Raw genomic sequence first — 25,345 nt, 5'->3', positions numbered from 1 at the left:
CGGCATGGACGTGAGCTGGACCCCGCCGGTACTGACCGGGGAGATGGTCACGCTGCGGGCGATCCGTGCCGAGGACGCCGACCCGCTCCACGACGGGCTGACCGACCCCGAGGGGCGTCGGATGGCCGGTCTCACGCGGGAGTTCAGCCGGGACGAGGTCTCCCGGTGGGCCGCCGGCGCCGCCGAGCGGGAGGGCCGGTTCGACTGGGCCACGACCGTCGACGGCGAGCAGATGCTGGGCCGCATCAGCCTCGAACATGTCGATCCGGTGGCCCGCCACGCCGAGGTCCGCTCGCTCACCCTGCCCGGCCACCGCGGCCGCGGGTACGGGCGCGAGGCGATCATGCTGGTGCTCGACTTCGCGTTCGGGACGGATCCGGGGCTGGGGCTGCACCGGGTCGGGCTGGAGGTGCTGAGCATCAACCCCCGCGCTGCCGCGCTCTACCAGAGTCTCGGGTTCGTCCCCGAAGGTCGCCGGCGGGAGGTGCTCGCCGACGGCGAGCGGTTCGCGGACGCACTGGTCATGAGCATGCTGGAGGACGAGTACCCCCGCGCCAAGGCGACCTGGGCGTGAGGATCCTGCTGGCGCCCGACTCCTTCAAGGGGTCGCTGAGCGCCGCGCAGGTGGCCGGTCACCTGGCCGCCGGGATCCACCGCGTGGACCCTGCCGCCGAGGTGGTGCAGATACCGATCGCGGACGGCGGGGAAGGCACCGTGGCCGCGGCGCTCGCCGCGGGCTACGCCCCCGTCGAGGTGAAGGTGACGGGCGCCCTGGGCGCTCCGGTGGCGGCGACCTATGCGCGCCGGGGGAGTCACGCCGTCGTGGAGATGGCCTCGGCTGCGGGCCTGGACCAGGTGCCGCCGGATGCCGGCAGTGCCCGCACGGCCGGTACCGAGGGGGTGGGCGAGCTCATCCGGCACGCCCTGGACCACGGTGCCACCGAGGTGTTGCTCGGGCTCGGGGGAAGTGCCACCACCGACGGCGGAGCCGGCCTGGCGAGGGCGTTGGGAGTCGGCTTGCGGGATGGCTCGGGCGCACTGCTCGCCCGGGGAGGCGCGGCCCTGGCGGACCTGGCACGGGTGGACCTGAGCGGACTGGATCCGCGCGTGAGCCGACTGCGGGTAGTCCTCGCAGCTGACGTGACCTCGCCGTTGCTCGGTGAGCAGGGTGCGGCCGCGGTGTTCGGGCCGCAGAAGGGCGCCGATGCTGCCACGGTGGCTGACCTGGAGTCAGGGCTCACGCGCTGGGTGGAGGTGCTGGTGGAGACCGGCGCTCCGCGGGCGCGGGAGATCGCGGGCGCCGGCGGTGCAGGCGCCGCCGGCGGGCTGGGTTATGGCGCGATGGTCCTGCTCGGGGCCACCCGTCGCTCCGGCATCGAGGCAGTGCTCGAGATGGTGGGCTTCGCCGAGCAGCTCCGTGGTGCGGACCTGGTGATCACGGGGGAAGGGAGCATGGACTCCCAGTCCCTGGCCGGGAAGGCGCCGGTGGGCGTGGCCGCAGCAGCCCGGGCGGCGGGGGTGCCGGTGGTGGCCGTGGTGGGCCGGTGCACGGTCGAGGAGGGGACGGCCCGGGCTCACGGTATCGATGCCGTCCATGCCTTGCTGGATCTGGAACCGGATGTGCAGCGCTGCCTCGCGCATGCCGGGGAGCTGGTCGAGCGCGCCGTCGGCCTTGCCCTCGCTCCTACGGTGGGCGGATGAGGGGAACGAGCCACGGACGCCGCAGGTCACGGACGGGCGCTCTGGTGCCGGCCGCCGTTCTCGGGGCGGTGGCACTCGGACTAGCCGGGTGCACCGATCCCAGCCCCGGATGGGATGGCGTCTGGGACTTCTCGGCCGGTGCGACGGTGGAGCCGCCAGAGATCGATGGTTTACGTGTGACGGTGGAAGGTGCCGAGCCGGACACGGTGCGCGAGGTCGGATCCGCCGGTGAGCTGACGGCGTACTCCTATCGCAAGCAGGACCGCCTGTGCGTGACGCTGTCCTCGGCGCCGGCGAAGATGTCGTCAAGCTGGTGCGGCGAGCCGGAACCCTTCGCCGACCGCGGGACGACGCTCCAGATGCGGGGCCAGGAGCACGCATTCGCCATGTACGTGGTCCCCCTCGGCTACGACCTCTCCGAGCTGGACCGGTGGCCCGGGATCGACGTGCTGACCGACCAAATCGCCGTGCAGGATCTCACCGAGACGCGCACCTCCGATCAGGACGTGCCGGACTCGATCCTCCTCGAGGGCCCCCGAGGCGCCGAGATCGAGCTCCCCGTGGAGGACGGCTGAGTTGACGTCAGTACGCCTTGACTATGACATCATAGTGATGCCAACATGGCGTCATGGAACTCAACGGCTATCTGGCTTCGCTGCAGCAGGCGCTCGACAATGCTGCGCAGTCGTCCGCCCCGGAGGTGCGCGAGGCGTCGGAGCGGCTCGCGCAGACGCTGGAGCCGGCCCTTCGCCTGACCCTCATGGAGCTGGCCTCCGACGTCGCGGCTGACGTCACGCTGCGTCTGGATGGCGTCGTCGTGGACGTCCGGCTTCGTGGCGGTGGCCCGGAGATCGTGGTCGAGCAGCAACCCTCGGCCGAGCCGCCGCCGGCCCCGCCCACCCCTCCCGACCCGCCGGAGGATGACGGCTCCACCACCCGCATCACGCTACGGGTTCCCGACTCGCTGAAGTCCCGCGTCGACGCAGCCGCCTCCCGCGACGGCGTCAGCGTCAACTCCTGGTTGGTGCGCGCCGTCCAGCACGCCCTGACCGGTCCCGCCACCGACACCACTGCCCGCTTCCCCGGCCGGCGTATGACCGGCTGGGTCCGTTGAACGGAGACCCCATGTTCCACGACGACGTGTTCGACGCCATCGCCGCCCGCCGCATGGGCGGGCCGCTCGATCGCCCGCACCGCCATCTCGCTCGCCGCCGGGGAGCCGCGGACGAGAACGTCACCGCCTACGACCCGCCGCGCCGCCCGCGCCCGGAAGGACTCTGAGATGACCTCGCGCGAGCGCACCTTCCCCGTCGACGGCCCGATCCGGCTGCTGGTGCGCATGCGTTCCAGCGACATCAGCGTGACGGTGACCGAGACCGACGCCGCGACCGTGACGTTCACCGGCAACCCCGATCTCGCCGCCCGCGTCCGGGTGGAGCTCGTCGACGGCCGGCTCGAGATCGAGGCGCCCCTCGCCCGGACCGGCTTCTTCACCTCCTTCGGCGGAGCGAAGATGGGCGTTGCGGTGACGATCCCGGCCCGGACCGACGCCGTGCTGGAGACCGGTTCAGGCAGCATCCGCACCACCGGTGACTTGGGGGCCGTCGAGGCCACCTGTGGCTCCGGTGACGTCGCGGTGGGAACCGCCGCCAGCGTGCGGGCGACCACCGGCTCCGGGGCCATCACGCTCACCGAGGCGGACGAGGCCCGGCTGCGGACCGGCTCGGGCAGGATCACCGCCGAGGCAGTCCGCACGATCGAGGCCTCCTCCGGATCCGGTGACGTCATCGTCGGCACGCTCGGGGAGTGGGCCGCTCTCAAGAGCGGCTCGGGTAACCACCTCGTGCGCCACGTGGCGCACGGGGAGATCACGGCCAAGACCGCCTCCGGTGATATCGCCGTCGGTGTCGCCCGTGGCACGGCGGCCATGCTGGACTGCTCCACGGTCTCGGGCACGGTGCGCAGTGAGCTCGAACCCGGCGACGCCCCCGAGGAGGGCGCCGAGACGGTCGCGCTGCGGCTGCGCTCGGTGAGCGGGAAGGTCAGCGTCCGCCGCGCCTGAGGGCCACTTTGCGCTCCGCGAGCCACGCCCCGACGGCGTCCCGCACCCCGGGGAGGTCGCTCGTCAGTGAGTGGTTCCCCCGCAGGCGTACCAGCGTCCTCCCCGGCGCCTCGGGCGGCATGCCGAACGGGTCGCTCTCACCCTGGATCACCAGCACCGGCACATCCGCGCCGTCGAGCTCGGGAAGCCGTGACTTCGACGGGTCACCGGCCTTGCCCGGGGGATGGAGCGGAAAGGCGAGGCAGATGACCCCGGAGGCTCCGGCGTCGTCGGCGGTGCGGCAGGCCACCCGCGCGCCGGAGGAGCGACCCCCGGTCAGCACCGGGAGCTCCGGCCACCAGCGGCGCCGGGCCTCGGCGACGACCTGCCCGAAGGCTGCGTCGAGCTGGGCCGCGGGGGCCGGCGCACGCCGCCCCGCGACCCGGTAGGGCTGCTCGCACAGCGCCACGCTGACGCCGGCGGTCAGCGCTGCCGAGGTCGCGGCCTGCAGGTCCGCCGCGCCCACCCCACCCCCGGCGCCGTGCCCGAGCACGAGAGCGGCCCACGGGCTCGCGGCCGGGTGGTGGTGCACCCGGGCGATCCCGTGGGCCGTGTCGATCAGTGCTTCCTCGACGTCCTCGATCCGCTGACTCACCTGGTCAGGGTAGCCAGCCGCCGGATCGCTACTCCGGTCAGGGCCAGCACGGTGCCGAGCCCGATCACCAGCGCCGCCACGCCGAAGGCGACCACCGAGGTGAACAGTGAGGCCCGCAGGAACGAGGCGTTCATCACCGTCTGCCGCTGGGCGGAGAGCTCGGCGTGCTCCTCCGACTCCGGGTCCACCCCCTGCATGGCGGCCCCGAGCTCGGCGTAGGTGCGCCCCTCGGTCGCGTGCAGCGCGTGGGTGTTGATGATGTCGGCCTGGGCGAAGGCGGTGAGGGGTCCGCGCACCTGCGAACCACCGAACCACCGGGCATCCTCGGCCACCGTGATCTCCTCGTCGGCGAGCTGGCTCGAGACCATCGCCCAGGTGCCCACCCCGGCGAGGACGAAGATCAGGCCGAGCACGAACGAGGTGATGCCGACAGCCTTGATGAAGGAACCGCTGCGGGTCGAGGTGGTCATGATCTGCTCCCTGGTGGTGTCTGACTTGCTGACGTATCTATGGTCCCGCGTCACCACCACCTGCTTCTGGGCCCTAGGTCCCGCCCACCTTCCGGACAGGCGCCGCGCCCTCTCCCAGGGGCGTCGTATCGTGCTGGCCGGCGTAGCTCTGCGCCGTCAGCTGCATAAGGAGTGACCTGCGATGAGTCGTCCGCTGCGTTCGCGCACCTCCACCCACGGCCGCAACATGGCCGGCGCCCGGGCGCTGTGGCGCGCCACCGGGATGGGCTCGGAAGACTTCGGCAAACCGATCGTCGCGATCGCTAACTCCTACACCCAGTTCGTCCCGGGTCACGTCCACCTCAAGGACATGGGCGATCTGGTGGCTTCCGCCGTACAGGAGGCCGGGGGAGTGGCGAAGGAGTTCAACACCATCGCCGTCGACGACGGCATCGCGATGGGCCACGGGGGGATGCTGTACTCCCTGCCCAGCCGCGATCTGATCGCGGACTCGGTGGAGTACATGGTGAACGCGCACTGCGCCGATGCGCTGGTGTGCATCTCCAACTGCGACAAGATCACCCCCGGCATGCTCAACGCGGCGCTGCGGCTGAACATCCCGGTGGTCTTCGTCTCCGGCGGCCCGATGGAGGCCGGTAAGGCGATCGTGGCCGACGGCGTCGCGAAGACCAGCCTCAACCTGGTCAACGCGATCAACTATTCCGCCGACGAGAACGTCTCCGACGAGGCCCTGGCCCAGGTGGAGGAGAACGCCTGTCCGACCTGCGGGTCCTGCTCGGGCATGTTCACCGCGAACTCCATGAACTGTCTCACCGAGGCGCTCGGACTCTCGCTGCCGGGCAACGGTTCGGTGCTCGCCACCCACGCCGCCCGGAAGGAACTCTTCCTGAACGCCGGGCGCACCGTCGTCGAGCTGGCGAAGCGCTACTACGACGACGAGGACGATTCGGCGGCCCCGCGTCACATCGCCACCAAGGCCGCCTTCCGCAACGCGATGGCGCTGGACGTGGCCATGGGCGGATCCACGAACACGGTGCTGCACGTGCTCGCCGCAGCCCAGGAGGGCGAGGTCGACTTCGACCTGACCGACATCGAGGAGATCAGCCGGAACGTCCCGTGCCTGTCGAAGGTGGCGCCGAATCACCCCGATTACCACATGGAGGATGTCCATCGGGCGGGCGGGATTCCCGCGCTGCTGGGTGAGCTGGACCGTGCCGGGCTGCTGGAGCGCGAGGTGACCAGCGTGCACACCCCGACGCTGACGCAGTGGCTCGCCGACTGGGACATCCGCGGTGGGAGCGCGACGGAGAAGGCCATCGAGCTGTTCCATGCCGCCCCGGGCGGGGTGCGCACCACCCAGGCGTTCTCGACCTCGAACCGGTGGGAGTCGCTCGATGTCGACGCCGCGGGGGGCTGCATCCGCGACCTCGCGCACGCCTACACCGTCGAGGGTGGGCTGGCGGTGCTGCGCGGCAACCTCGCTGAGGACGGGGCCGTCTTCAAGACGGCTGGCGTCGACCCGGACGTCTTCCACTTCGTGGGCAAGGCGCTGGTCTGCGAGTCCCAGGACGAGGCCGTCGAGAAGATCCTCACCAAGCAGGTCCAGCCCGGGCACGTCGTCGTCGTGCGCTACGAGGGCCCGGCGGGCGGTCCTGGTATGCAGGAGATGCTCTACCCGACGTCGTTCATCAAGGGCCGCGGGTTGGGCAAGGTGTGCGCGCTGATCACCGACGGTCGCTTCTCCGGGGGCTCGTCCGGGATCTCGGTGGGCCACATCTCCCCGGAGGCCGCCGCGGGCGGGCTGATCGGGCTGGTCGAGGACGGTGACGAGATCGAGATCGACGTCGACTCCCGCGCGATCAGGCTGAACGTGCCCGAGCAGGTGCTCGCCGACCGCCGCGCCAAGATGGAGGCCTCCGAGCATCCGTGGCAGCCGGTGGAGCGCGATCGCTACGTCTCCCCGGCGCTGCGCGCGTACGCCGCGATGGCCACCTCGGCCGATCGTGGGGCCGTGCGGGATCTGTCTAGAGTGAGGGGATGAGCGACATCTCGGACACCTCGGACAGCCCGGACATCAAGCCCCGCAGCCGCGCCGTCACCGACGGGCTCTCGGCGACCGCCTCCCGCGGGATGCTGCGCGCGGTGGGCATGGGCGACGAGGACTGGGTCAAGCCGCAGATCGGGATCGCCAGCTCGTGGAACGAGATCACCCCGTGCAACCTCTCCCTGGACCGGCTCGCGCAGGGCGCGAAGGAGGGCGTGCACGCCGGCGGCGGTTACCCGCTGCAGTTCGGCACCATCTCGGTCTCGGACGGGATCTCGATGGGGCATGAGGGGATGCACTTCTCCCTCGTCTCCCGCGAAGTGATCGCCGACAGCGTCGAGACCGTGATGATGGCCGAGCGGCTCGACGGGTCCGTGCTGCTGGCCGGCTGCGACAAGTCGCTGCCCGGGATGCTCATGGCCGCCGCCCGGCTGGACCTGTCCAGCGTGTTCCTCTACGCCGGCTCGATCATGCCCGGTTGGGTCAAGCTCTCCGACGGTACCGAGAAGGACGTCACCCTCATCGACGCCTTCGAGGCGGTGGGGGCGTGCCAGCGCGGCCGGATGTCGGCCGAGGATGTCGACCGCATCGAGCGGGCCATCTGCCCCGGCGAGGGAGCTTGCGGCGGGATGTACACCGCGAACACGATGGCCTCGGTGGCCGAGGCGATGGGGATGTCGCTGCCCGGCTCGGCCGCACCACCCTCGGCCGACCGGCGCCGGGACAACTTCGCCCACCGCTCCGGTGAGGCCGTGGTGGAGATGCTGCGTCGGGGGATCACGACGCGCGACATCATGACCAAGGAGGCGTTCGAGAACGCCATCGCCGTGGTGATGGCCTTCGGCGGCTCCACCAACGCCGTGCTGCACCTGCTCGCCATCGCCAACGAGGCCGAGGTCGAGCTGACGCTCGCCGACTTCGACCGCGTGGCCTCGAAGGTGCCGCACCTGGGAGACCTCAAGCCGTTCGGCCGGTACGTCATGAACGACGTCGACCGGATCGGCGGGGTGCCGGTGGTCATGAAGGCGCTGCTGGACGCCGGCCTGCTGCACGGGGACTGCCTGACGGTGACCGGGCGGACGGTGGCCGAGAACCTCGCCGACATCGCCCCGCCGGACCCGGACGGGAAGATCCTGCGGGCGCTGGACAACCCGATCCACCCCACCGGGGGGATCACGATCCTGCACGGCTCCCTCGCCCCCGAGGGGGCGGTGGTCAAGTCCGCCGGGTTCGACGAGTCGGTCTTCCAGGGCACGGCCCGGGTGTTCGAGCGGGAGCAGGCGGCACTGGCCGCCCTGGAGGACGGCACGATCACCGACGGCGATGTCGTCGTGATCCGGCACGAGGGCCCCAAGGGCGGGCCGGGGATGCGCGAGATGCTGGCGATCACCGGCGCGATCAAGGGCGCCGGGCTGGGCAAGTCCGTGCTGCTGCTCACCGATGGCCGGTTCTCCGGTGGGACCACCGGCCTGTGCGTGGGGCACGTGGCACCCGAGGCCGTCGACGGCGGCCCGGTGGCCTTCGTCCGCGACGGTGACCCGATCCGCCTCGACGTGGCGAACAAGACGCTGGACCTGCTGGTCGACGAACCGGAGCTGGAGCGCCGCCGGGCCGAGGGTGTGGAGCCGGTGCCGCACGGCTTCCACCGGGGTGTGCTCGCCAAGTACTCCAAGCTCGTGGGCACGGCGTCGAAGGGTGCGGTGCTGGGATGACCGCGGCGGACTCCGCCGCGCTGAGCGCGACGGGGTTGCTGCTGGTCGCCGCCGGCGTGGCGATCGTGGTGGTGGCGCGACGTGCTGCCCAGGGAAGGATCGGACGGAACCAGATCGCCGGAATCCGCACCGCTGCGACCCTGGCTTCGGACGAGGCGTGGTTGGCGGCACACCGGGCCGGGGAGCCGTTGATGCGTCTCGGTGGCTGGCTCTGCGCGCTGACCGGTGCGGTCACGGCTGTGCTCGCGTGGCTCGAGCTGGACAACGCCTGGTTGCTGGGAGCGGTGCTCCTCGGTGGCACCGCGCTGGTCCTGGTCGCCGTGATCGGTTCGGCAGCGCGTGGACAACGTGCTGCGCGGGCTGTCGGCGAACGGGCCCGTGGGGATGCGGATCGGCCGTCTGCGTGAGAACGCGAAGCTCGGGCCACCGGCGATCCGCGAGAGGTCAGCGCGTGCGCGTGGACTTGCCCCGTCCACGCCTCGCCCGCACGATGGCAGCATGAGCGATATCGAGGTGCGGGTGCCCCTGGCCGCCGATGCCGCGCACGCCTTCGCGGTGTACGCGAGCGGCCGGTGGTGGCCGCCCGCCTGGTCCGATGATCCCGAGACGTTCGAGCGGCTGGTGATCCAGCCGCGGGCCGGAGGCCGGGTGCTGGCACGCCACACCGGCGGCCGGGAGGAGGACTGGGGCGAGGTGCTCGAGTACGAGGAGGGACGGCGGCTGCGGCACACCCTCTCCTACGCTCACACCTCGGGGGAGCCGAGCACCGTCACGGCGGTTTTCGTCGACCGCAGCGAGGGTGGCAGCGACCTGCACGTCACCCACGGCGGATGGACCGAGCAGAACGCCCCGGACCGGGCCGCGTTCGCCCTCTGGGCCGACCAGCTCGATGTCTTCGCCGAGATGAGCGAGATCGACCCGCGCCCGCCGGACTGAGCCGGGTGCCGCTGTTGCCCGGGCCGGCTCGCAGGAGCACGATGGGGCGATGGAGACACTCAGCGCCGAAGCCGTGGCCGACTACGACGGGCTCGAGGACTGGCGGGTGGTCCGCGCTACCCTCCGTACCAGTTTCGCGACCGGATCGTTCGCCGTCGGCTCGCGCCTGGTCGGGCGGATCGCACAGATCGCCGATGAGCTGAACCACCACCCCGACCTCACGCTGCGCTACCCGGACGTGCAGGTCGTGACCACCTCCCACGACGCCGGCGGACTCACCGAGCGCGACGTCACCCTGGCCCGCCGGATCAGCGAGCTCGCCCGCCAGGAGGAGGTGCGCGCCGAACCCAGCGGATGCAGCGCCCTGGAGATCGCCATCGATGCGCTCGACCGGGACGCGGTGCTGCCGTTCTGGCGCGCCGTGCTCGCCTACGACGACGTCCCCGGGGACGCCGACGCGCTCACCGACCCACAGGGGCGGCACCCGGACGTGTGGTTCCAGCAGATGGACGCCGAACGACCGCAGCGCAACCGCATCCACCTCGACGTGGACGTGCCACGCGACGTCGCCGAGGCGCGGATCCAGGCCGCTCTCGACGCCGGCGGGGTGATGGTCTCGGACGGCCACGCGCCCGCGTTCTGGGTCCTGGCCGATGTCGAGGGCAACGAGGCGTGCGTGTGCACCGCGTTCGGCCGCGCACCTTCTGCCTGAGTGTCATCATGTGAACTGAGAGACCAACATGTGAGATGGTAGGGTTCGCATTGTGACGGGAGCGCTGGGAGCGGGCTAGGATCGACCCATGTTCACGGATTCCCTCGTCGTCGTACTTACCGGGCGCGCTCGCGCGGCCGTCTGAACGACGACGACTTCCGCCGAGCGCGCACCCCTCGATCCCATTCCGGGCGAGGGGTTTTTCCTTGTCCACGCCAGTCCACGGACCCGCAGAACGCAGGAGGATCAGATGGCCAACGTGCCACATCCCACGCCGCCGCGACCGCAGCCCCCGAAGCCGGCGCTCGCGCCGGCTGACGCCGGGGCGGTCGCGGGAGAGACCATGTCCGGCGCCCAGTCGGTCGTCCGGTCGCTCGAGTCCGTCGGCGTGGACACCGTCTTCGGTATCCCGGGCGGGGCGATCCTGCCGGTCTACGATCCGCTGTTCGACTCCAGCATGCGCCACATCCTCGTCCGGCACGAGCAGGGCGCGGGCCACGCGGCCGCCGGTTACGCCGCCGCCACCGGCAAGGTCGGGGTCTGCATGGCCACCTCCGGCCCGGGTGCGACGAACCTGGTCACCGCCATCGCCGACGCCAACATGGACTCGGTGCCGATGGTGGCGATCACTGGTCAGGTGGCCGAGTCGCTGATCGGCACCGACGGCTTCCAGGAGGCCGACATCGTCGGCATCACCATGCCGATCACCAAGCACTCCTTCCTCATCACCGACCCGGCCGACATCCCGGCGCGGATCGCCGAGGCGTTCCACATCGCCAGCACCGGCCGGCCCGGACCGGTGCTGGTCGACATCGCCAAGAGCGCCATGCAGGCCCAGACGACGTTCAGCTGGCCGCCCGCGCACCTGGACATCCCCGGCTACCGGCCCATCACCAAGCCCCACATCAAGCAGATCAAGGAAGCAGCCCGGCTGCTGGCCACGGCCCGCCGGCCGGTGCTCTACGTGGGTGGCGGATCGATCCGCGCCGGCGCCTCACCCGAACTGCTGGAGCTGACCAACCTCTCCGGTGCGCCGGTGGTCACCACCCTGATGGCGCGCGGCGCGCTGCCCGACAGCCACCCCCAGCACCTGGGCATGCCCGGGATGCACGGCACCGTGGCCGCCGTGGCCGGCCTGCAGAAGGCCGACCTCGTGGTCGCGCTCGGGGCACGCTTCGACGACCGGGTCACCGGTCGCCTCGACAGCTTCGCCCCCGGTGCCACGGTCGTGCACGCCGATATCGACCCGGCGGAGATCTCCAAGAACCGCTTCGCCGACGTGCCGATCGTGGGCGACCTCAAGGAGGTCCTGGCCGACCTGGTGGCCGAGCTCGCACAGGAGCAGGCCCACCACGGCAAGCCCGACCTGGCTGCATGGTGGTCCAGCCTCGACAACCTGCGCGAGACCTACCCGCTGGGGTGGACCCCCACCGAGGACGGGTTCCTCGCCCCCCAGCACGTGATCTCGCGGCTGGGCGAGATCTCCGGTCCGGAGACGATCTTCGCCGCCGGCGTGGGTCAGCACCAGATGTGGGCGGCCCAGTTCATCCGCTACCAGAACCCACGCACCTGGCTGAACTCGGGCGGCCTGGGCACGATGGGCTACTCGGTGCCCGCGGCGATGGGTGCCAAGGTCGCCCGCCCGGAGGCCACCGTGTGGGCGATCGACGGGGACGGCTGCTTCCAGATGACCAACCAGGAGCTCGCCACCTGCGCGATCGAGGGCATCCCCATCAAGGTGGCGGTCATCAACAACTCCTCGCTCGGCATGGTGCGGCAGTGGCAGACGCTGTTCTACGACTCCCGCTACTCCCACACCGACCTCAACACCGGCCACGAGACGGTGCGAATCCCGGACTTCGTGAAGCTGGCCGAGGCCTACGGGTGCGTCGGTCTGCGCTGCGACAAGGTCTCCGACGTCGACGCCACGATCCGGCAGGCCGAGGAGATCAACGACCGCCCGGTGGTGGTGGACTTCGTCGTCAGCCGCGACGCCATGGTCTGGCCGATGGTGGCTGCCGGCGTGAGCAACGACGACATCCAGTACGCGCGCGGCATCACTCCCGACTTCGAGCGGGACGAGTGAGGAGCGAGACGATGAGCCGACACACCCTCTCGGTGCTGGTGGAGAACAAGCCCGGCGTGCTCACCCGCGTCTCGGCCCTGTTCGCCCGCCGCGCCTTCAACATCCACTCCCTGGCGGTCGGACCCACCGAGCACCCCGAGATCTCCCGGATCACCGTGGTGGTGGACGTGGAGTCCAACCCGCTGGAACAGGTGACCAAGCAGCTCAACAAGCTCGTCAACGTCCTCAAGATCGTCGAGCTGGCCCCGCACGCCTCGGTCCAGCGTGAGCTGTTGCTGGTCAAGGTCAAGGCCGACGACGTCTCCCGCACCGCGGTGCTGCAGGTCGTCGAGCTCTTCCGGGCGCACGTGGTCGACGTGACCCCCGAGGCCGTCACCATCGAGGCCACCGGCGGTGAGGAGAAGCTGCAGGCGCTGCTGGCCTCGCTCGAGCCGTACGGTATCCGTGAGATCGTCCAGTCCGGCGCTGTGGCCATCGGTCGCGGGGGCAAGTCCATGACCGACCGGGCGCTGGAGCGCATCAACCGCACCGCGTGAGCGGGCACCGAACTTCGCCAAGAAAACCAGAAGGAGAAAACTGTGGCTGAGCTGTTCTATGACGACGACGCCGACCTGTCCCTGATCGCCGCCAAGAAGGTCGCCGTCATCGGCTACGGCAGCCAGGGTCACGCCCACGCGCTGAACCTGCGCGACTCCGGCGTGGACGTGCGCGTCGGACTGCGCGAGGGATCGGCCTCGCAGAAGAAGGCCGAGGACGAAGGGCTGCGCGTGCTGCCCGTGGCCGAGGCCGTCACCGAGGCCGACGTCGTCGTGATCCTCGCGCCGGACCAGGTCCAGCGCCACATCTACACCGAGGACATCGCCCCGAACCTCGCCGACGGCGCCACCCTCGTCTTCGGCCACGGCTTCAACATCCGCTTCGGCTACATCAAGCCCAAGGAGACCGTGGACGTCATCATGGTCGCCCCCAAGGGCCCCGGGCACCTGGTGCGCCGCGAGTACGCCGACGGCCGCGGCGTGCCGGTGATCGTCGCCGTCGAGCAGGACCCCTCGGGCACCGCCTGGGACCTGGCCCTGTCCTACGCCAAGGGCATCGGCGGCCTGCGCGCCGGCGGCATCAAGACCACCTTCACCGAGGAGACCGAGACCGACCTGTTCGGTGAGCAGAGCGTGCTCTGCGGCGGCGCCTCGCAGCTGGTGCAGTACGGGTTCGAGACCCTGACCGAGGCCGGCTACCAGCCCGAGGTCGCCTACTTCGAGGTGCTGCACGAGCTCAAACTGATCGTGGACCTGATGGTCGAGGGCGGCCTGGCCAAGCAGCGCTGGTCGATCTCCGACACTGCCGAGTACGGCGACTACGTCTCCGGCCCGCGGGTGATCGACCCGAACGTGAAGGAGAACATGAAGGCGGTTCTCGCCGACATCCAGTCCGGTGCGTTCGCGGAGCGGTTCATCGCCGACCAGGACGCCGGCGCCCCGGAGTTCAAGGAGCTGCGCGCCAAGGGCGAGCAGCACCCGATCGAGACCACCGGCCGCGAGCTGCGGAAGATGTTCTCGTGGATGAAGGAGACCGACGCTGACTATGTCGAGGGTAGCGCCGGGCGCTGACCCCCTCCGTCTGACACATCTGCGGCAGTCTGACGTATCCACCGGGGTGGGTCAGGCTGCCGCAGGTGTGTGCGATGTCCGGCGGCTACGATCGGCGCCATGACCGATCCCGCCGACCAGCCGGCCGTCCCGCCTGCCCAGCGCGAGACCGTGCTCTCGCGCAGCACGAGGGCCTCGGTGGGCACGCTCGCCCCGATCGTGCGGCGGGCGGTGCGGATCCTGCGGTTCCCGGCCTACGCCGTCGGCCTGGTGCCGGTGCTGCCGTTGCTGGCCACGATCGCCCTCGCGGCGACGGGTGATGGCTGGGAGCGGATCGTGCTGATCCTGCTCGCCGCGGCCGGCATCGCGATCGTGGTGCTGTGGTGTATCCGGATCCACCGGTACGTGTCCGCGGTGGCCGACACCGGCGCCCTCACCGACGAGTTCGTGCGGCTGGTGGACCTGCTGGAGATGCGCGACGAGGTCCTGGACCGGCTCAAGAACCTGGCCGAGAAGGGCGGGCTCCGGTTCTTCCGGCGGCTGCGTTCGCTGTGGCGGGTGGTGACGATCCCGGACTACCTCACCGGCCGGATCGAGGAGCTGAACCGGGCTCGCTGGTTCGTCCCGCCGATGGTCGCCACCACCGCGCTGCGCGCCACCGCCCTGTTCTGGACGGCCATCGTCTCCTGGCTGCTGTGCCTGGTGCTGCTGGGGCTGCGCCTCACCGGCGGGTTCTGATCAGTTCAGGATGCGCAGCTGGAACGGGTAGGAGTACACCTCGCCGCGACCGGCCCGGACCGCCCCGACGATCGACAGGATGATCTGGACCAGGCCCGGCAGGAAGATCAGCACCAGCCCGACCGGCAGCAGCACAATCGTGAGGACCAGGATCCAGCCGATCACGATCGAGATCCACACCGTGATGTGGAAGTTGAACGAGCTCGCGGCGGCGTTGCGCACCAGCGTCCCCCGGCCCCGCCAGATCAGCCACACCAGCAGCGGCCCGAGGATCGAGACGAACCCGGCGCTGACGATCATGGCGATGATGGGGGAGAGGTGGGCCAGGATCGCGAGGGTGCGATCGTCGCCGGACGGAGCGGCGGGGCGCTGGGCGGTCATGAGTCCTCCGATGTCGGTGGCACCAGCATGCCATCCGCCGATGGGGGAGGATGGCCCGATGGAGTCGTCACAGATCGAGGCCTTCTGGAAGCGCGCCCGCCTTCGTGGCCGGGTGGCCTGGCTGGAGCCGTTCGTCGGGCAGCACCGTCTCGGAGCGCTACCGCCACCGGCCTTCGCCTTCGCGCCCGAGCCGCACCTGGCCCAGAGCATGGCCGAGGAGGTGCTCAGCGGGGAACGTACCGCCCTGAGCACGCTGCGCTCGCAGCTTCCCGACGGCGTCCCCCCACCTGAGGTGGGCGACCTGGCCATCGTGCTCGACGGGCACGAGGAGCCGGTGGCCCTGATCCGCACCGTGGAGGTGCGCGTGCTGCCGTTCGCCGACGTCGACGACCGCCATGCCCGGGGCGAGGGCGAGCCCGACGCGGACTCCTGGCGCCGGAATCAGCGGGAAGTGCTCGGTGCCACCGAGCGCGAGGAGGTCATCCTGGAGCGCATCGTGCTGGTGTTCCCGCCGGTGGAGAAGGCCACCCAACCGGCCACTATCTGAGACGCAATGTCCGACCTGTGATACGTCGTTCTACCATCGACGGTATGGCACGCACGATCAAGCTCGCAGTTGTCGGTGGTGACGGGATCGGCCCGGAGGTGACCGCGGAGGGTCTCAAGGTCCTCGACGCGGTGCTCGCGGGCACCGATGTGAGCGTCGAACGGACCGACTTCGAGCTCGGCGCCGCCCGCTGGCACGCGACCGGGGAGACCCTCACCGACGCCGACCTCGCCGCCATCAGCACCCACGACGCGATCCTGCTCGGCGCCGTCGGCGACCCGACCGTGCCCTCCGGTGTGCTCGAGCGTGGCCTGCTGCTCAAGCTCCGCTTCGCGCTGGACCACTACGTCAACCTGCGCCCCTCCCGGCTGTTCCCGGGGGTGCCCTCCCCGCTGGCCGCCCCGGGAGAGGTGGACTTCGTCGTCGTGCGTGAGGGCACCGAGGGCCCCTACGTCGGCAACGGCGGCGCGCTGCGGGTGGGCACCCCGCACGAGATCGCCACCGAGGTCAGCGTCAACACCGCGCACGGTGTGGAGCGCGTGGTCCGCGACGCCTTCGCCCGAGCCCAGGCCCGCCCGCGCAAGAAGCTCACCCTGGTGCACAAGCACAACGTGCTCGTCCACGCCGGCCACCTGTGGCGGCGCACGGTGGACGCCGTCGCCCCGGAGTTCCCCGATGTCAGCGTGGACTACCTGCACGTGGACGCCGCGACGATCTTCATGGTCACCGACCCCTCGCGGTTCGACGTGATCGTGACCGACAACCTCTTCGGCGACATCATCACCGACCTCGCCGCCGCCATCACCGGTGGCATCGGCCTGGCCGCCTCCGGCAACGTGAACCCGGACAAGACGTTCCCCTCGATGTTCGAGCCGGTGCACGGCTCCGCGCCGGACATCGCCGGCCGGCAGAAGGCCGACCCGACCGCGGCGATCCTCTCGGTCTCGCTACTGCTGGACCACCTCGGGCTGACCGAGCAGGCGCAGCGGATCGAGGCGGCCGTGACCGCCGACATCGCCGAGCGCAGCGGCCCGCGCTCGACCGCTGCGGTGGGCGATGCCCTGGTCGCCCGAGTAGCCGGCTGAGCCGGCGCCCGGCCAGCGAGAACCGCCAGCCCCAGCGCCCGCTCCCACCTGCCCCTACCGGGGCCGACGACATCCAGACCAGGTGGAAGGGCCCACTCCGTTGACGACAGCACTCCCTACGGCGGTGCACTATCGGGTGCACCCCAGCCCCGCACCCTGCCCAGCAACCGAGCGTGAACGGGTGCTCGAGGCACCCGCCTTCGGCACCCGCTTCACCGACCACATGGCGCGCGCCCGCTGGACGCCGCAGACCGGGTGGACCGACCGGCGCGTGGAGGCCTATGCCCCGCTGAGCCTGGACCCGGCGGCCGCGGTGCTGCACTACGGGCAGGAGATCTTCGAGGGCCTCAAGGCCTACCGGCACGCCGACGGCTCGGTGTGGGCATTCCGGCCGGAGCTGAACGCGGCCCGGTTCGCGGCCAGCGCCCGGCGCCTGGCCCTGCCCGAGCTGCCCGAGGAGGACTTCCTCGGCTCGATCGAGGCCCTGGTGCGCGCCGACGAGGCATGGGTCCCGCACCGGCCTGGCACGAGCCTGTACCTGCGGCCCTTCATGTTCGCCTCCGAGGCCTTCCTCGGGGTGCGCCCGGCCGCCGGGGTGGACTACCTGGTGATCGCCTCGCCGGCGGGCTCGTACTTCGGCGAGGGCTTCGCCCCGGTCTCGATCTGGGTGGACCAGGGGCATCACCGCGCCGGCCCGGGCGGGACGGGCGCGGCCAAGTGTGGTGGCAACTATGCGGCGAGCCTGCGTCCCCAGCAGCAGGCACGTGCGCACGGCTGCGACCAGGTCTGCTTCCTGGACGCCGCCACCGGCACCACCCTGGAGGAGATCGGCAGCATGAACGTGCTGGTGGTCATGGCCGATGGCAGCGTGCACACGCCCGAGCTCTCCGGGACCATCCTCGCCGGGGTCACGCGCCGCTCGGTGATCGACCTGCTCCGCCAGGAGGGCCGGGAGGTCCTCGAGCGCTCCCTCCCACTGGCCGAGGTCCTCGACGGGGTGGAGCGCGGGGTGGTGACCGAGCTGCTGGCGTGCGGCACCGCCGCGGCGATCACCCCGATCGGCCGGCTGGCCGGGACCGATTTCGACGTCACCGTCGGTGACGGCCGGCCCGGCCCGCTCACCACCGCCCTGCACGACAAGCTCACGGGGATTCAGTACGGTACGACGGCAGACGTGGACGGATGGCTGCGCCGCCTGGCGTGAGTCCCGCCGGCGCCGCCGCCGGCCGTGACACCAGCGGTACCGTCTAGTCAGAGAAGTCCGTGCCGGCACCGGCACGGCGAGGCACGCGAAGGAACGAACATGAGCAGCGAAGTGTCCAGCGAAGCGGCGTTGTCGACGTTCGAGGTGCGCCCCTCCTCCCATCCGCGCACGCTCGCCGAGCGCACGGCCGCGCTGGAGCACCTCGCCTTCGGCACCGTCTTCTCCGACCACATGGCCCACGCCGTCTGGAGCGCGGACGCCGGCTGGCACGACCAGCGGGTGGAGGCCTACGCGCCGATCAGCCTCGATCCTGCGGCCGCGGTGCTGCACTACGCCCAGGAGATCTTCGAGGGCCTCAAGGCCTACCGCCACGCGGACGGCTCGGTCTGGGCGTTCCGGCCCGAGGCCAATGCGGCGCGGTTCGCGGCCAGCGCTCGCCGGCTCGCGCTGCCCGAGCTCCCGGCCGAGGACTTCCTGGCCTCGATCGAGGCGCTGGTGGCCACCGACATGGAGTGGGTGCCGAGCTCGGCGGGGTCGAGCCTGTACCTGCGGCCCTTCATGTTCGCCTCCGAGCCCTTCCTCGGGGTGCGCCCGGCCCGGCAGGTCGACTACCTGCTCATCGCCTCCCCGTCCGGGCCCTACTTCACCTCCGGCTTCCAGCCGGTCTCGATCTGGGTGGCCGAGGGCTACCACCGGGCCGGGCCGGGGGGCACAGGGGCGGCCAAGTGCGGCGGGAACTACGCCGCGAGCCTGCTCCCGCAGCAGCAGGCCGTCGAGCACGGCTGCGCGCAGGTGTGTTTCCTCGACGCCGCCACGAACTCCTATCTCGAGGAGCTCGGCGGGATGAACGTCTTCATCGTCACCGACGACGGCGCCGTGCACACCCCGGAACTGACGGGGACCATCCTCGAGGGCGTGACCCGGCGCTCGATCCTGCAGTTGCTCGCCGACGACGGCCGGCAGGTGCACGAGCGCCAGATCAGCCTGGCCGAGATCACCGAGCAGATCGCCTCGGGCAGGATCCGGGAGATCTTCGCCTGCGGGACCGCGGCGGTGGTCACGCCGATCGGGACGCTCAAGAGCACCGCCTTCGACCTCACCGTCGCCGGGGGCGAGGCCGGCCCGGTCACGCAGTGGCTCTACCAGCACCTCACCGATCTGCAGTACGGGCGGATCGAGGACCCCTACGGGTGGATGCGGCGCCTGGCCTGACCTAGTCCGTCTCGCCGTAGCTGTCCACGATCGCGACGTCGAGCGGGAACGCCACCGCCGTGGCGCCGAACAGCAGCCTTCCGGCCTCGGTGGCGGCAGCGCGGATCTCGCTGGCCACCTGGTCGGCCATGTCCGCGGGTGTGTGCACGATCACCTCGTCGTGCAGGAAGAACACCAGGTGCGCCCGCTCGGGCAAGGGGGCCAGGGCTGCAAGGCGACGGCGGATCTCGCCCATCCAGCACAAGGCCCACTCCGCTGCCGTGCCCTGGACGACGAAGTTGCGGGTGAAGCGCCCCCTGTCCCGCCCGCTCTGGCGCTCACGCCAGCTCGGCGGGGGCGGGGGAGTGGTCCGGCCGAGCCAGGTGTGGACCGTCCCTCCGGCCTCCCCGGTGCGGGCGGCCTCCTCCACGACGGCGGTGGCGCGGGGGTAGGCGCGTATCAGCCGCGGCATCAGGCGCCCGGCCTCGCCCGTGGTGGCCCCGTACAACGCCCCGAGCATCGCCACCTTCGCCTCCGCCCGGGTGGCCATGATGCCGCGGTCGACCAGTCCCTGGTAGAGGTCGCCGGCCTGACCGGCGGCGGCCAGGGCGTCGTCGGAGGCCATCGCGGCCAGCACCCGCGGTTCGATCTGCGCGGCATCGGCCACCACGAGCCGCCAGCCGGGATCGGCCCGGACCGCCCGGCGCAGCGACTTGGGCAACTGCAGGGCACCGCCGCCACTGGTGGCCCACCGCCCGGTCACCACCCCGCCGGGGACGTAGTCGGGCCGGAAGCGGTGCCGGTGGTCCGGTGAGGTCCCGGGCAGGACCCAGTGGTCCAGCCACCCCCAGCCGTTGGCGCTGAGCAGCCGCGCGAGCTTCTTGTACTCCAGCAGCGGCGCCACCACCGGGTGGTCGAGTCTCCCGATCTCCCACTTGGAGGTGCTCTGCACGTCGAGCCCGGAGCGGCGCAGCGTGCGGAGCAGGTCGGGCTGGGAGTCGGGGTTGAGGGTCGGGGCCGCCAGATGCTCGCGCACCTGCCCGGCGAGGCGTTCCAGCCGCGCCGGCCGGGCCCCGGCGGCGGGTCGTGGCCCGAGCATCTCGGTGAGGAGCTCCTCGTGCACCGCCCGGTCCCAGGGCAGGCCATCGGCGGCGATCTCGGCCGCGACGAGCGCGCCGGCGGACTCCGCGGCCAGGAGCAGCCGCATCCGCTCCGGGCCGGCACCGGCGGCGACGGCCGCCTGCTGCAGTTCCCGCTCGGCGAGCACCTCCGCCAGGGAGAGCGTCTGCGTCGTCGCGGTCTCCTCCCACAGGGTCGGGGGCACCACCTCGCCGGGCGGGGCCGCAGCGGTGACGGCCGTCCAGCCCAGGTCCGGCCAGTCCCGTCCGGGCGCCGCATGCGCCAGGATCGCCCGGCACAGCCGCAGGTCGAGGCAGCGCCCGACCCGCACCCCGGCATCGATGAGTTCCGGGACGAGCGCGGCAGTGTCGGCCCAGACCCACCGCACGGACTGCTCCCGCTCGTGGCGGGCCACCACCCGGGCGAGGTCGGCGCGTGGGTGGGTGACCTGCGCCGTCGGGCGCTGCTCGGTCCCCAGCTCGAGAAGGTGCACGGTCTGCTCACCGGCGGGGTGCACCAGGATCTCCACCTGCCGAGCCTACGGCGGCCGATGTGCCATGATGAGCACATGACGCTCACCAGCGCCCTGATTATCGGCTAGCGCGTTCACCACGTGAACGCGCAGACCTCCCGAACCCCGGGGGGTCTTTTTGTTGCCGGACCCATCGCCAGGAAGTCACGACCATGAGCACCGCACGAAGCCCCGAGGACGATCACGGCGCTGCCGTGCACGTCTACGACACCACCCTGCGCGACGGCGCCCAGCAGGAGGGCATGAACCTCACCGTCGCGGACAAGCTCGCCATCGCACCGATGCTGGACGAGCTCGGGGTGACGTTCATCGAGGGTGGGTGGCCGGGAGCGATTCCCAAGGACACCGAGTTCTTCGCGCGCGCCACCAAGGACCTGGACCTCAAGAATGCCGAACTCGCGGCGTTCGGCTCCACCCGCAAGCCCGGCACGACGGCGCACCGCGACACCCAGGTGCGCGCGCTGCTGGACTCCGAGGCACCGACCGTCACCCTGGTGGCCAAGAGCGACATCCGCCACGTGGAGCGGGCGCTGCGCACCACCGGCGAGGAGAACCTCGCCATGATCGCCGACACCATCTCCTACCTGGTGGGCGAGGGTCGCCGGGTGGTGCTCGATGCCGAGCACTTCTTCGACGGCTACCGGTTCGACCCCGGCTACGCGATGCAGGCCGTGACCACCGCCTTCGAGGCCGGCGCCGAGGTGGTCGCCCTGTGCGACACCAACGGCGGCATGCTCCCCGAGTGGGTGCACGAGATCGTCAGCGAGGTGCGCGCCGGGACCGACCCGTCCCGGCACATCCTCGGCATGCACGCCCACAACGACTCCGGCTGCGCCGTGGCCAACTCGATGGCCGCCGTCAGCGCCGGCGCCCGGCACGTGCAGGGCACGGTGAACGGCTACGGGGAGCGCACCGGCAATGCGGACCTGCTGGCGGTCGTCGCCAACCTCGACCTCAAGCTCGGCCTGCGCACCCTCTCCGGCGGCGGACTGGAGGAGGTCACCCGGATCGCGCACGCGATCAGCGAGGTCACCAACATCGCCCCCTTCGCCCGCCAGCCCTACATCGGCTCCAGCGCCTTCGCCCACAAGGCCGGCCTGCACGCCAGTGCCATCCGGATCGACCCGGACCTGTACCAGCACATCGACCCGCGCAAGGTCGGCAACGACATGCGGATGCTGGTCTCGGACATGGCCGGGCGTGCCAGCATCGAGCTCAAGGGCCGCGAGCTGGGCTTCGACCTCACCGGTCAGTCCGACCTGCTCGGGCGGGTCACCACCCGCGTCAAGGACGCCGAGGCGAATGGGTACACCTACGACGCCGCAGACGCCTCCTTCGAGCTGTTGCTGCGCGAGGAGATCACCGGTGAGCGCCCCGCGTTCTTCCGCACGGAGTCCTGGCGGGCCATCGTCGACCACAGCGCCGGCCCCGACGGGGTGATGCGGGACGTGGCCGAGGCGACGGTGAAGATCCACGCCGGGAACCGACGGGTGGTGAGCACCGGTGAGGGTAACGGTCCCGTGAACGCGCTCGACCACGCGCTGCGCCAGGCGCTGACCACGGCGTACCCGCAGATCGAGGACATCGAGCTGATCGACTACAAGGTGCGTCTGCTCGACTCCGCGCACGGCACCGATGCGATCACCCGGGTGCTGATCGAGCTCACCGACGGCCAGCACTCCTGGAGCACGGTCGGTGTGGGCGCGAACCTGCTGGAGGCCTCGTGGGAGGCGCTCGTGGACGGACTGGTCTACGGCCTGCTGCACGCCGGCGCGGAGCCCGCGCAGCCCGCCTGACGCCGTAGGCTGGAACGGTGAGCAGAGGCGAGTACAAGGTCCCCGGAGGCAAGCTGGTCGCGGCCGAGGTGGAGGTGGTCGAGGACCGCCTGGCCCACGTGCACATCAGCGGTGACTTCTTCCTCGAGCCCGACGCTGCGCTGGAGAAGATCGACGCCGCGCTGGCCGGTCTGCCCAAGGACGTGACGGTCGAGCACATGTCCGCCATGGTCGAGCGCGCCACCGCCGATGCTCACATGATCGGATTCACCCCACAGGCCGTGGCGATCGCGGTGCGCCGGGCGCTGGGACGTGCGACCGGCTGGCACGACCACACCTTCGAGATCGTCCACCCGGGCCCGTCCGAGCCCACGCTCAATCTCGCCCTGGATCAGGTGCTGCTGGAGGAGGTCGGCGCCGGACGGCGCGGCCCCACGCTGCGGATCTGGGAGTGGGCCGGCCGGTGCGTGATCCTCGGCTCGTTCCAGTCGCTGCGCAACGAGATCGACAGCGCCGCCGCCCAGGAGCTCGGCGTGCAGGTGGTGCGGCGCATCTCCGGCGGGGGAGCGATGTTCGTCGAGCCCGGCAACGCGATCACCTACTCGCTGTACGTGCCCGGGTCGCTCGTGGAGGGCCTGAGTTTCGAGCAGTCGTATGCGTTCCTGGACGACTGGATCATCGGCGCTCTGCGTGACCTCGGCATCGAGGCGAACTACGTACCGCTGAACGACATCTCCTCACCGGCCGGCAAGATCGGCGGCGCCGCGCAGAAGCGGCTCGCGAACGGCGCCGTGCTGCACCACGTGACGATGTCCTACGACATCGACGCCGACAAGATGCTGCAGGTGCTGCGCATCGGCCGGGAGAAGCTCTCCGACAAGGGCACGGCGAGCGCGAACAAGCGCGTGGACCCGATGCGCCGGCAGACGGGGATGACCCGCGAGGCGATCATCGAGTCGATGAAGGAGTACTTCCGCTCCCGCTACGACACCGTCGAGGGGGAGCTGCGGGAGGAAGAGATCGCCCGGGCCGGAGAACTCGCCGTCGGCAAGTTCTCCGACCCGGACTGGATCGCGCGCGTGCCCTGACGCGCGCGAGGCTCACTCGCTGGGCTGGCCCTCGGCCTGCTGCTCGGCGACCTTGGCCTTGACCTCGTCCATGTCGAGCTCCTTGACCTGGCCGATCAACTGCTCGAGCTGCTTGGCGGGCAGGGCGCCGGACTGGTTGAACAGCAGGATCCCGTCGCGAAAGGCCATCAGGGTGGGGATGGCCTGGATGCCGGCCTGGGCGGCCAGCTCCTGCTCGGCCTCGGTGTCGACCTTGGCGAAGGTCACGTCCGGGTGCTGGGCCGAGACCTGGTCGTAGATCGGGGCGAACTGCTTACACGGTCCGCACCACTCGGCCCAGAAGTCCACCAGCACGATGTCGTTGGTGCTGACGGTCTGCTCGAAGGTCTCGGTGGTCACGTCGATGGTGGGCACTGCTACTTCTCCTTGATCGGGGACGTCCTATCAATGCCAACACGGCATGCGATCAGGTATTCCGGCTCCCGAACACCCCGGTCCCCACCCGGACCATCGTCGCGCCGGCGGCGATCGCGATCTCCAGGTCCCCGGACATCCCCATCGACAGTTCCCGCGCCTCGCCCGTGCCCGGGTCTGCCGAGCTCACGACGGCGTCCCTGGCGTGCGCCAGGGCGGTGTAGCTCGCGCGCACCTCACCCGGGTCGGGGGAGTTGGCCCCGATGGTCATCAGGCCCCGCAGGTGCAGGTGCGGCAGCGACCCCACGACGGCGGCCAGCTCGCCCGCCTGCTCCGGTGGCACCCCCGACTTGGTCTCCTCGCCCGAGGTGTTCACCTGGATGAACACGTCCAGGTCGCGTTCGCGGGCTGCCGCGGCACGGTCGAGGCGCTCGGCGAGCTTGCTCGAGTCCACCGACTGCACGCAGTTCGCCCAGCGCATCACCTGGTTGACCTTGTTCGACTGTAGGTGACCGATGACGTGGGTCTCGTGGGGCACATCGACGAGGTCGGGCTCGGTGGCGACGAGTTCCTGGGCGCGGTTCTGCCCGATGAGGGTGGCGCCGGCGTCGAAGGCCTCGCGGATGCGGGCGGCCTCCACCCGCTTGACCGCCAGCAGCAGCTGCACCTCGGCCGGGTCCCGCCCCGCCTCCCGCGCGGCGGTGGCGATACGGGAGCGCACCTGGTCGATCGAGGCAGCGATCGCCGTCATCGGCTGCTCTCCAGCGTGATGCCCAGGTGGGAGGCGAACGCTCCGAGGGCGCCGACGGCGTCGTCGGTGGTCATCGTGACCCCGCGCAGCGCGTCGACCCCGGTGATGCCGTCCAGGCGGCAGCCCGACATCGTGACCTGCTGAGCGCGCAGGCCCGCGAAGCGTGCCTGGCTCAGGTCGCAGTCGATGAAGCGCACGCGCTGCAGGGCCGCGCCGGTGAAGTCGGCCTGACGCAGGTTCGCACCCGTGAGCGTGACATCGGTCCAGGTGGCGCTGTGGGCGGAGAGCAGGTCGCCGACGATGTCGGTGGCGTGGACGTCCCGCCAGCGCGAACGCAACCAGGAGGACCCGGTGAGCCGGGCGCCGTCGAGGGTGGCCCGGATCAGGCCGACGTCCCGGCTGGTCAGGCCCGCCAGGTCCGAGCCGCTGAAGTCGCAGTCGGTGAACGTGCAGCGCTCCCAGGTGCCCTCGGCGGCGCGCAGGCGTCGCAGCGTGGACTCGTCCAACTCCAGCTCGTCGATCTCGGCGCCGATCCAGACGGCGCCGTCGAGGTCCTGCCTGGTCAGCGTCGCGCCACAGAGCTCATCCGGTTCCACGT

Annotated in this window: 28 protein-coding genes; 21 read left to right on the top strand and 7 right to left on the bottom strand. The window is 71.1% G+C overall.

The genetic code is table 11. From position 1 onward, the window contains the following. Positions 1-4 precede the first annotated feature (4 nt). Genes LQF12_RS11130 through LQF12_RS11105 form a run of 6 tightly spaced genes read left to right on the top strand, consistent with a single transcriptional unit; the run spans position 5 to position 3,763 of the window. On the top strand, positions 5-574 hold the full coding sequence (locus tag LQF12_RS11130) for a GNAT family N-acetyltransferase (protein WP_231053003.1): 570 nt from the start codon (positions 5-7) through the stop codon (positions 572-574). Further along, positions 571-1,701: a glycerate kinase gene (locus LQF12_RS11125; protein WP_231053002.1), complete on the top strand. Its 1,131-nt coding sequence runs from the start codon at positions 571-573 to the stop codon at positions 1,699-1,701. Before LQF12_RS11130 ends, LQF12_RS11125 begins: the two co-directional genes overlap by 4 nt. Next, positions 1,698-2,276, top strand: a complete 579-nt coding sequence (locus LQF12_RS11120) for a hypothetical protein (protein ID WP_231053001.1) — start codon at positions 1,698-1,700, stop codon at positions 2,274-2,276. The genes LQF12_RS11125 and LQF12_RS11120 overlap by 4 nt, the downstream gene beginning before the upstream one ends. A 53-nt stretch (positions 2,277-2,329) precedes the next feature. Continuing rightward, on the top strand, positions 2,330-2,815 hold the full coding sequence (locus tag LQF12_RS11115; RefSeq protein ID WP_231053000.1) for a toxin-antitoxin system HicB family antitoxin: 486 nt from the start codon (positions 2,330-2,332) through the stop codon (positions 2,813-2,815). An 11-nt stretch (positions 2,816-2,826) separates the two neighbouring features. Next, complete coding sequence (locus LQF12_RS11110; protein ID WP_231052999.1) at positions 2,827-2,982, top strand: hypothetical protein; 156 nt, start codon at positions 2,827-2,829, stop codon at positions 2,980-2,982. A 1-nt stretch (position 2,983) separates the two neighbouring features. Beyond that, entirely contained in the window at positions 2,984-3,763 is a 780-nt protein-coding gene (locus LQF12_RS11105) for a DUF4097 family beta strand repeat-containing protein (RefSeq protein WP_231052998.1), read from the top strand. On the opposite strand, the gene LQF12_RS11100 is transcribed toward LQF12_RS11105, so the two are convergent. Continuing rightward, on the bottom strand, positions 3,744-4,397 hold the full coding sequence (locus LQF12_RS11100; protein ID WP_231052997.1) for an alpha/beta hydrolase family protein: 654 nt from the start codon (positions 4,395-4,397) through the stop codon (positions 3,744-3,746). The two genes, LQF12_RS11105 and LQF12_RS11100, sit on opposite strands and share 20 nt — an antisense overlap. After that, positions 4,394-4,867: an aromatic ring-opening dioxygenase LigA gene (locus LQF12_RS11095; protein WP_231052996.1), complete on the bottom strand. Its 474-nt coding sequence runs from the start codon at positions 4,865-4,867 to the stop codon at positions 4,394-4,396. Before LQF12_RS11095 ends, LQF12_RS11100 begins: the two co-directional genes overlap by 4 nt. Positions 4,868-5,048: 181 nt before the next feature. Between LQF12_RS11095 and ilvD (LQF12_RS11090) the strand changes: the two genes are divergently transcribed. The 9 genes from ilvD (LQF12_RS11090) to LQF12_RS11050 all read left to right on the top strand — a co-directional run bounded on the left by ilvD (LQF12_RS11090) (position 5,049) and on the right by LQF12_RS11050 (position 14,681). After that, complete coding sequence (gene ilvD, locus LQF12_RS11090; protein ID WP_231052995.1) at positions 5,049-6,908, top strand: dihydroxy-acid dehydratase; 1,860 nt, start codon at positions 5,049-5,051, stop codon at positions 6,906-6,908. After that, complete coding sequence (gene ilvD, locus LQF12_RS11085; protein WP_231052994.1) at positions 6,905-8,623, top strand: dihydroxy-acid dehydratase; 1,719 nt, start codon at positions 6,905-6,907, stop codon at positions 8,621-8,623. Before ilvD (LQF12_RS11090) ends, ilvD (LQF12_RS11085) begins: the two co-directional genes overlap by 4 nt. Beyond that, positions 8,620-9,030 carry an SdpI family protein gene (locus tag LQF12_RS11080; RefSeq protein ID WP_231052993.1) on the top strand — a complete coding sequence of 137 codons (411 nt, stop codon included), beginning with the start codon at positions 8,620-8,622 and terminating at the stop codon, positions 9,028-9,030. The genes ilvD (LQF12_RS11085) and LQF12_RS11080 overlap by 4 nt, the downstream gene beginning before the upstream one ends. A gap of 91 nt (positions 9,031-9,121) precedes the next feature. Then, complete coding sequence (locus tag LQF12_RS11075; protein WP_231052992.1) at positions 9,122-9,559, top strand: SRPBCC domain-containing protein; 438 nt, start codon at positions 9,122-9,124, stop codon at positions 9,557-9,559. 49 nt (positions 9,560-9,608) lie between these two features. Then, positions 9,609-10,271: a 4a-hydroxytetrahydrobiopterin dehydratase gene (locus tag LQF12_RS11070; protein WP_231052991.1), complete on the top strand. Its 663-nt coding sequence runs from the start codon at positions 9,609-9,611 to the stop codon at positions 10,269-10,271. Between the two features lie 250 nt (positions 10,272-10,521). Next, a complete protein-coding gene (locus tag LQF12_RS11065; protein ID WP_231052990.1) occupies positions 10,522-12,357 on the top strand; it encodes an acetolactate synthase large subunit in 1,836 nt (611 codons plus the stop codon). Between the two features lie 11 nt (positions 12,358-12,368). Further along, positions 12,369-12,893, top strand: coding sequence for an acetolactate synthase small subunit (gene ilvN / locus LQF12_RS11060; protein ID WP_231052989.1), 525 nt, complete (start codon positions 12,369-12,371; stop codon positions 12,891-12,893). Positions 12,894-12,935: 42 nt separating this feature from the next. After that, positions 12,936-13,964, top strand: coding sequence for a ketol-acid reductoisomerase (gene ilvC / locus LQF12_RS11055; RefSeq protein WP_231052988.1), 1,029 nt, complete (start codon positions 12,936-12,938; stop codon positions 13,962-13,964). 99 nt (positions 13,965-14,063) lie between these two features. Further along, positions 14,064-14,681, top strand: a complete 618-nt coding sequence (locus LQF12_RS11050) for a hypothetical protein (RefSeq protein WP_231052987.1) — start codon at positions 14,064-14,066, stop codon at positions 14,679-14,681. Here the strand turns inward: LQF12_RS11050 and LQF12_RS11045 are convergent, their stop codons facing one another. Beyond that, a complete protein-coding gene (locus LQF12_RS11045) occupies positions 14,682-15,062 on the bottom strand; it encodes a DUF4870 domain-containing protein (protein ID WP_231052986.1) in 381 nt (126 codons plus the stop codon). Between the two features lie 58 nt (positions 15,063-15,120). Here LQF12_RS11045 and LQF12_RS11040 point away from each other — a divergent pair, with 58 nt between their 5' ends. The 4 genes from LQF12_RS11040 (at position 15,121) to LQF12_RS11025 (ending at position 19,110) form a co-directional block, all read left to right on the top strand. Further along, on the top strand, positions 15,121-15,609 hold the full coding sequence (locus tag LQF12_RS11040; RefSeq protein WP_231052985.1) for an ASCH domain-containing protein: 489 nt from the start codon (positions 15,121-15,123) through the stop codon (positions 15,607-15,609). A 44-nt stretch (positions 15,610-15,653) separates the two neighbouring features. Then, entirely contained in the window at positions 15,654-16,694 is a 1,041-nt protein-coding gene (locus tag LQF12_RS11035) for a 3-isopropylmalate dehydrogenase (RefSeq protein ID WP_231052984.1), read from the top strand. A gap of 100 nt (positions 16,695-16,794) precedes the next feature. Next, positions 16,795-17,898: a branched-chain amino acid aminotransferase gene (locus LQF12_RS11030; protein WP_435531183.1), complete on the top strand. Its 1,104-nt coding sequence runs from the start codon at positions 16,795-16,797 to the stop codon at positions 17,896-17,898. A gap of 99 nt (positions 17,899-17,997) precedes the next feature. Then, positions 17,998-19,110, top strand: coding sequence for a branched-chain amino acid aminotransferase (locus LQF12_RS11025; RefSeq protein ID WP_231052983.1), 1,113 nt, complete (start codon positions 17,998-18,000; stop codon positions 19,108-19,110). A 1-nt stretch (position 19,111) separates the two neighbouring features. On the opposite strand, the gene LQF12_RS11020 is transcribed toward LQF12_RS11025, so the two are convergent. After that, the gene (locus tag LQF12_RS11020; RefSeq protein WP_231052982.1) at positions 19,112-20,737 is read right to left on the bottom strand and encodes a bifunctional 3'-5' exonuclease/DNA polymerase; all 1,626 of its coding nucleotides are present in this window, start codon (positions 20,735-20,737) and stop codon (positions 19,112-19,114) included. Positions 20,738-20,892: 155 nt separating this feature from the next. Here LQF12_RS11020 and cimA point away from each other — a divergent pair, with 155 nt between their 5' ends. Both cimA and lplAB read left to right on the top strand, forming a co-directional pair. After that, complete coding sequence (gene cimA, locus LQF12_RS11015) at positions 20,893-22,536, top strand: citramalate synthase (protein ID WP_231052981.1); 1,644 nt, start codon at positions 20,893-20,895, stop codon at positions 22,534-22,536. Between the two features lie 17 nt (positions 22,537-22,553). Then, positions 22,554-23,603, top strand: a complete 1,050-nt coding sequence (gene lplAB / locus LQF12_RS11010) for a lipoate-protein ligase LplAB (protein ID WP_231052980.1) — start codon at positions 22,554-22,556, stop codon at positions 23,601-23,603. A 12-nt stretch (positions 23,604-23,615) separates the two neighbouring features. Here lplAB and trxA read toward each other — a convergent pair whose 3' ends face one another. The 3 genes from trxA to LQF12_RS10995 are packed head-to-tail and all read right to left on the bottom strand — an operon-like array spanning position 23,616 to position 25,343. Beyond that, positions 23,616-23,996, bottom strand: coding sequence for a thioredoxin (trxA, locus tag LQF12_RS11005; RefSeq protein ID WP_231052979.1), 381 nt, complete (start codon positions 23,994-23,996; stop codon positions 23,616-23,618). A gap of 52 nt (positions 23,997-24,048) precedes the next feature. Continuing rightward, a complete protein-coding gene (locus LQF12_RS11000; protein WP_231052978.1) occupies positions 24,049-24,747 on the bottom strand; it encodes a YggS family pyridoxal phosphate-dependent enzyme in 699 nt (232 codons plus the stop codon). Next, positions 24,744-25,343: a pentapeptide repeat-containing protein gene (locus LQF12_RS10995; protein WP_231052977.1), complete on the bottom strand. Its 600-nt coding sequence runs from the start codon at positions 25,341-25,343 to the stop codon at positions 24,744-24,746. Before LQF12_RS10995 ends, LQF12_RS11000 begins: the two co-directional genes overlap by 4 nt. Positions 25,344-25,345: the final 2 nt, after the last annotated feature.

The organism is Ruania suaedae, from assembly GCF_021049265.1.
Classification (GTDB): Bacteria; Actinomycetota; Actinomycetes; order Actinomycetales; family Beutenbergiaceae; genus Ruania; species Ruania suaedae.
This window is presented reverse-complemented; position numbering and strand designations above follow the sequence as displayed.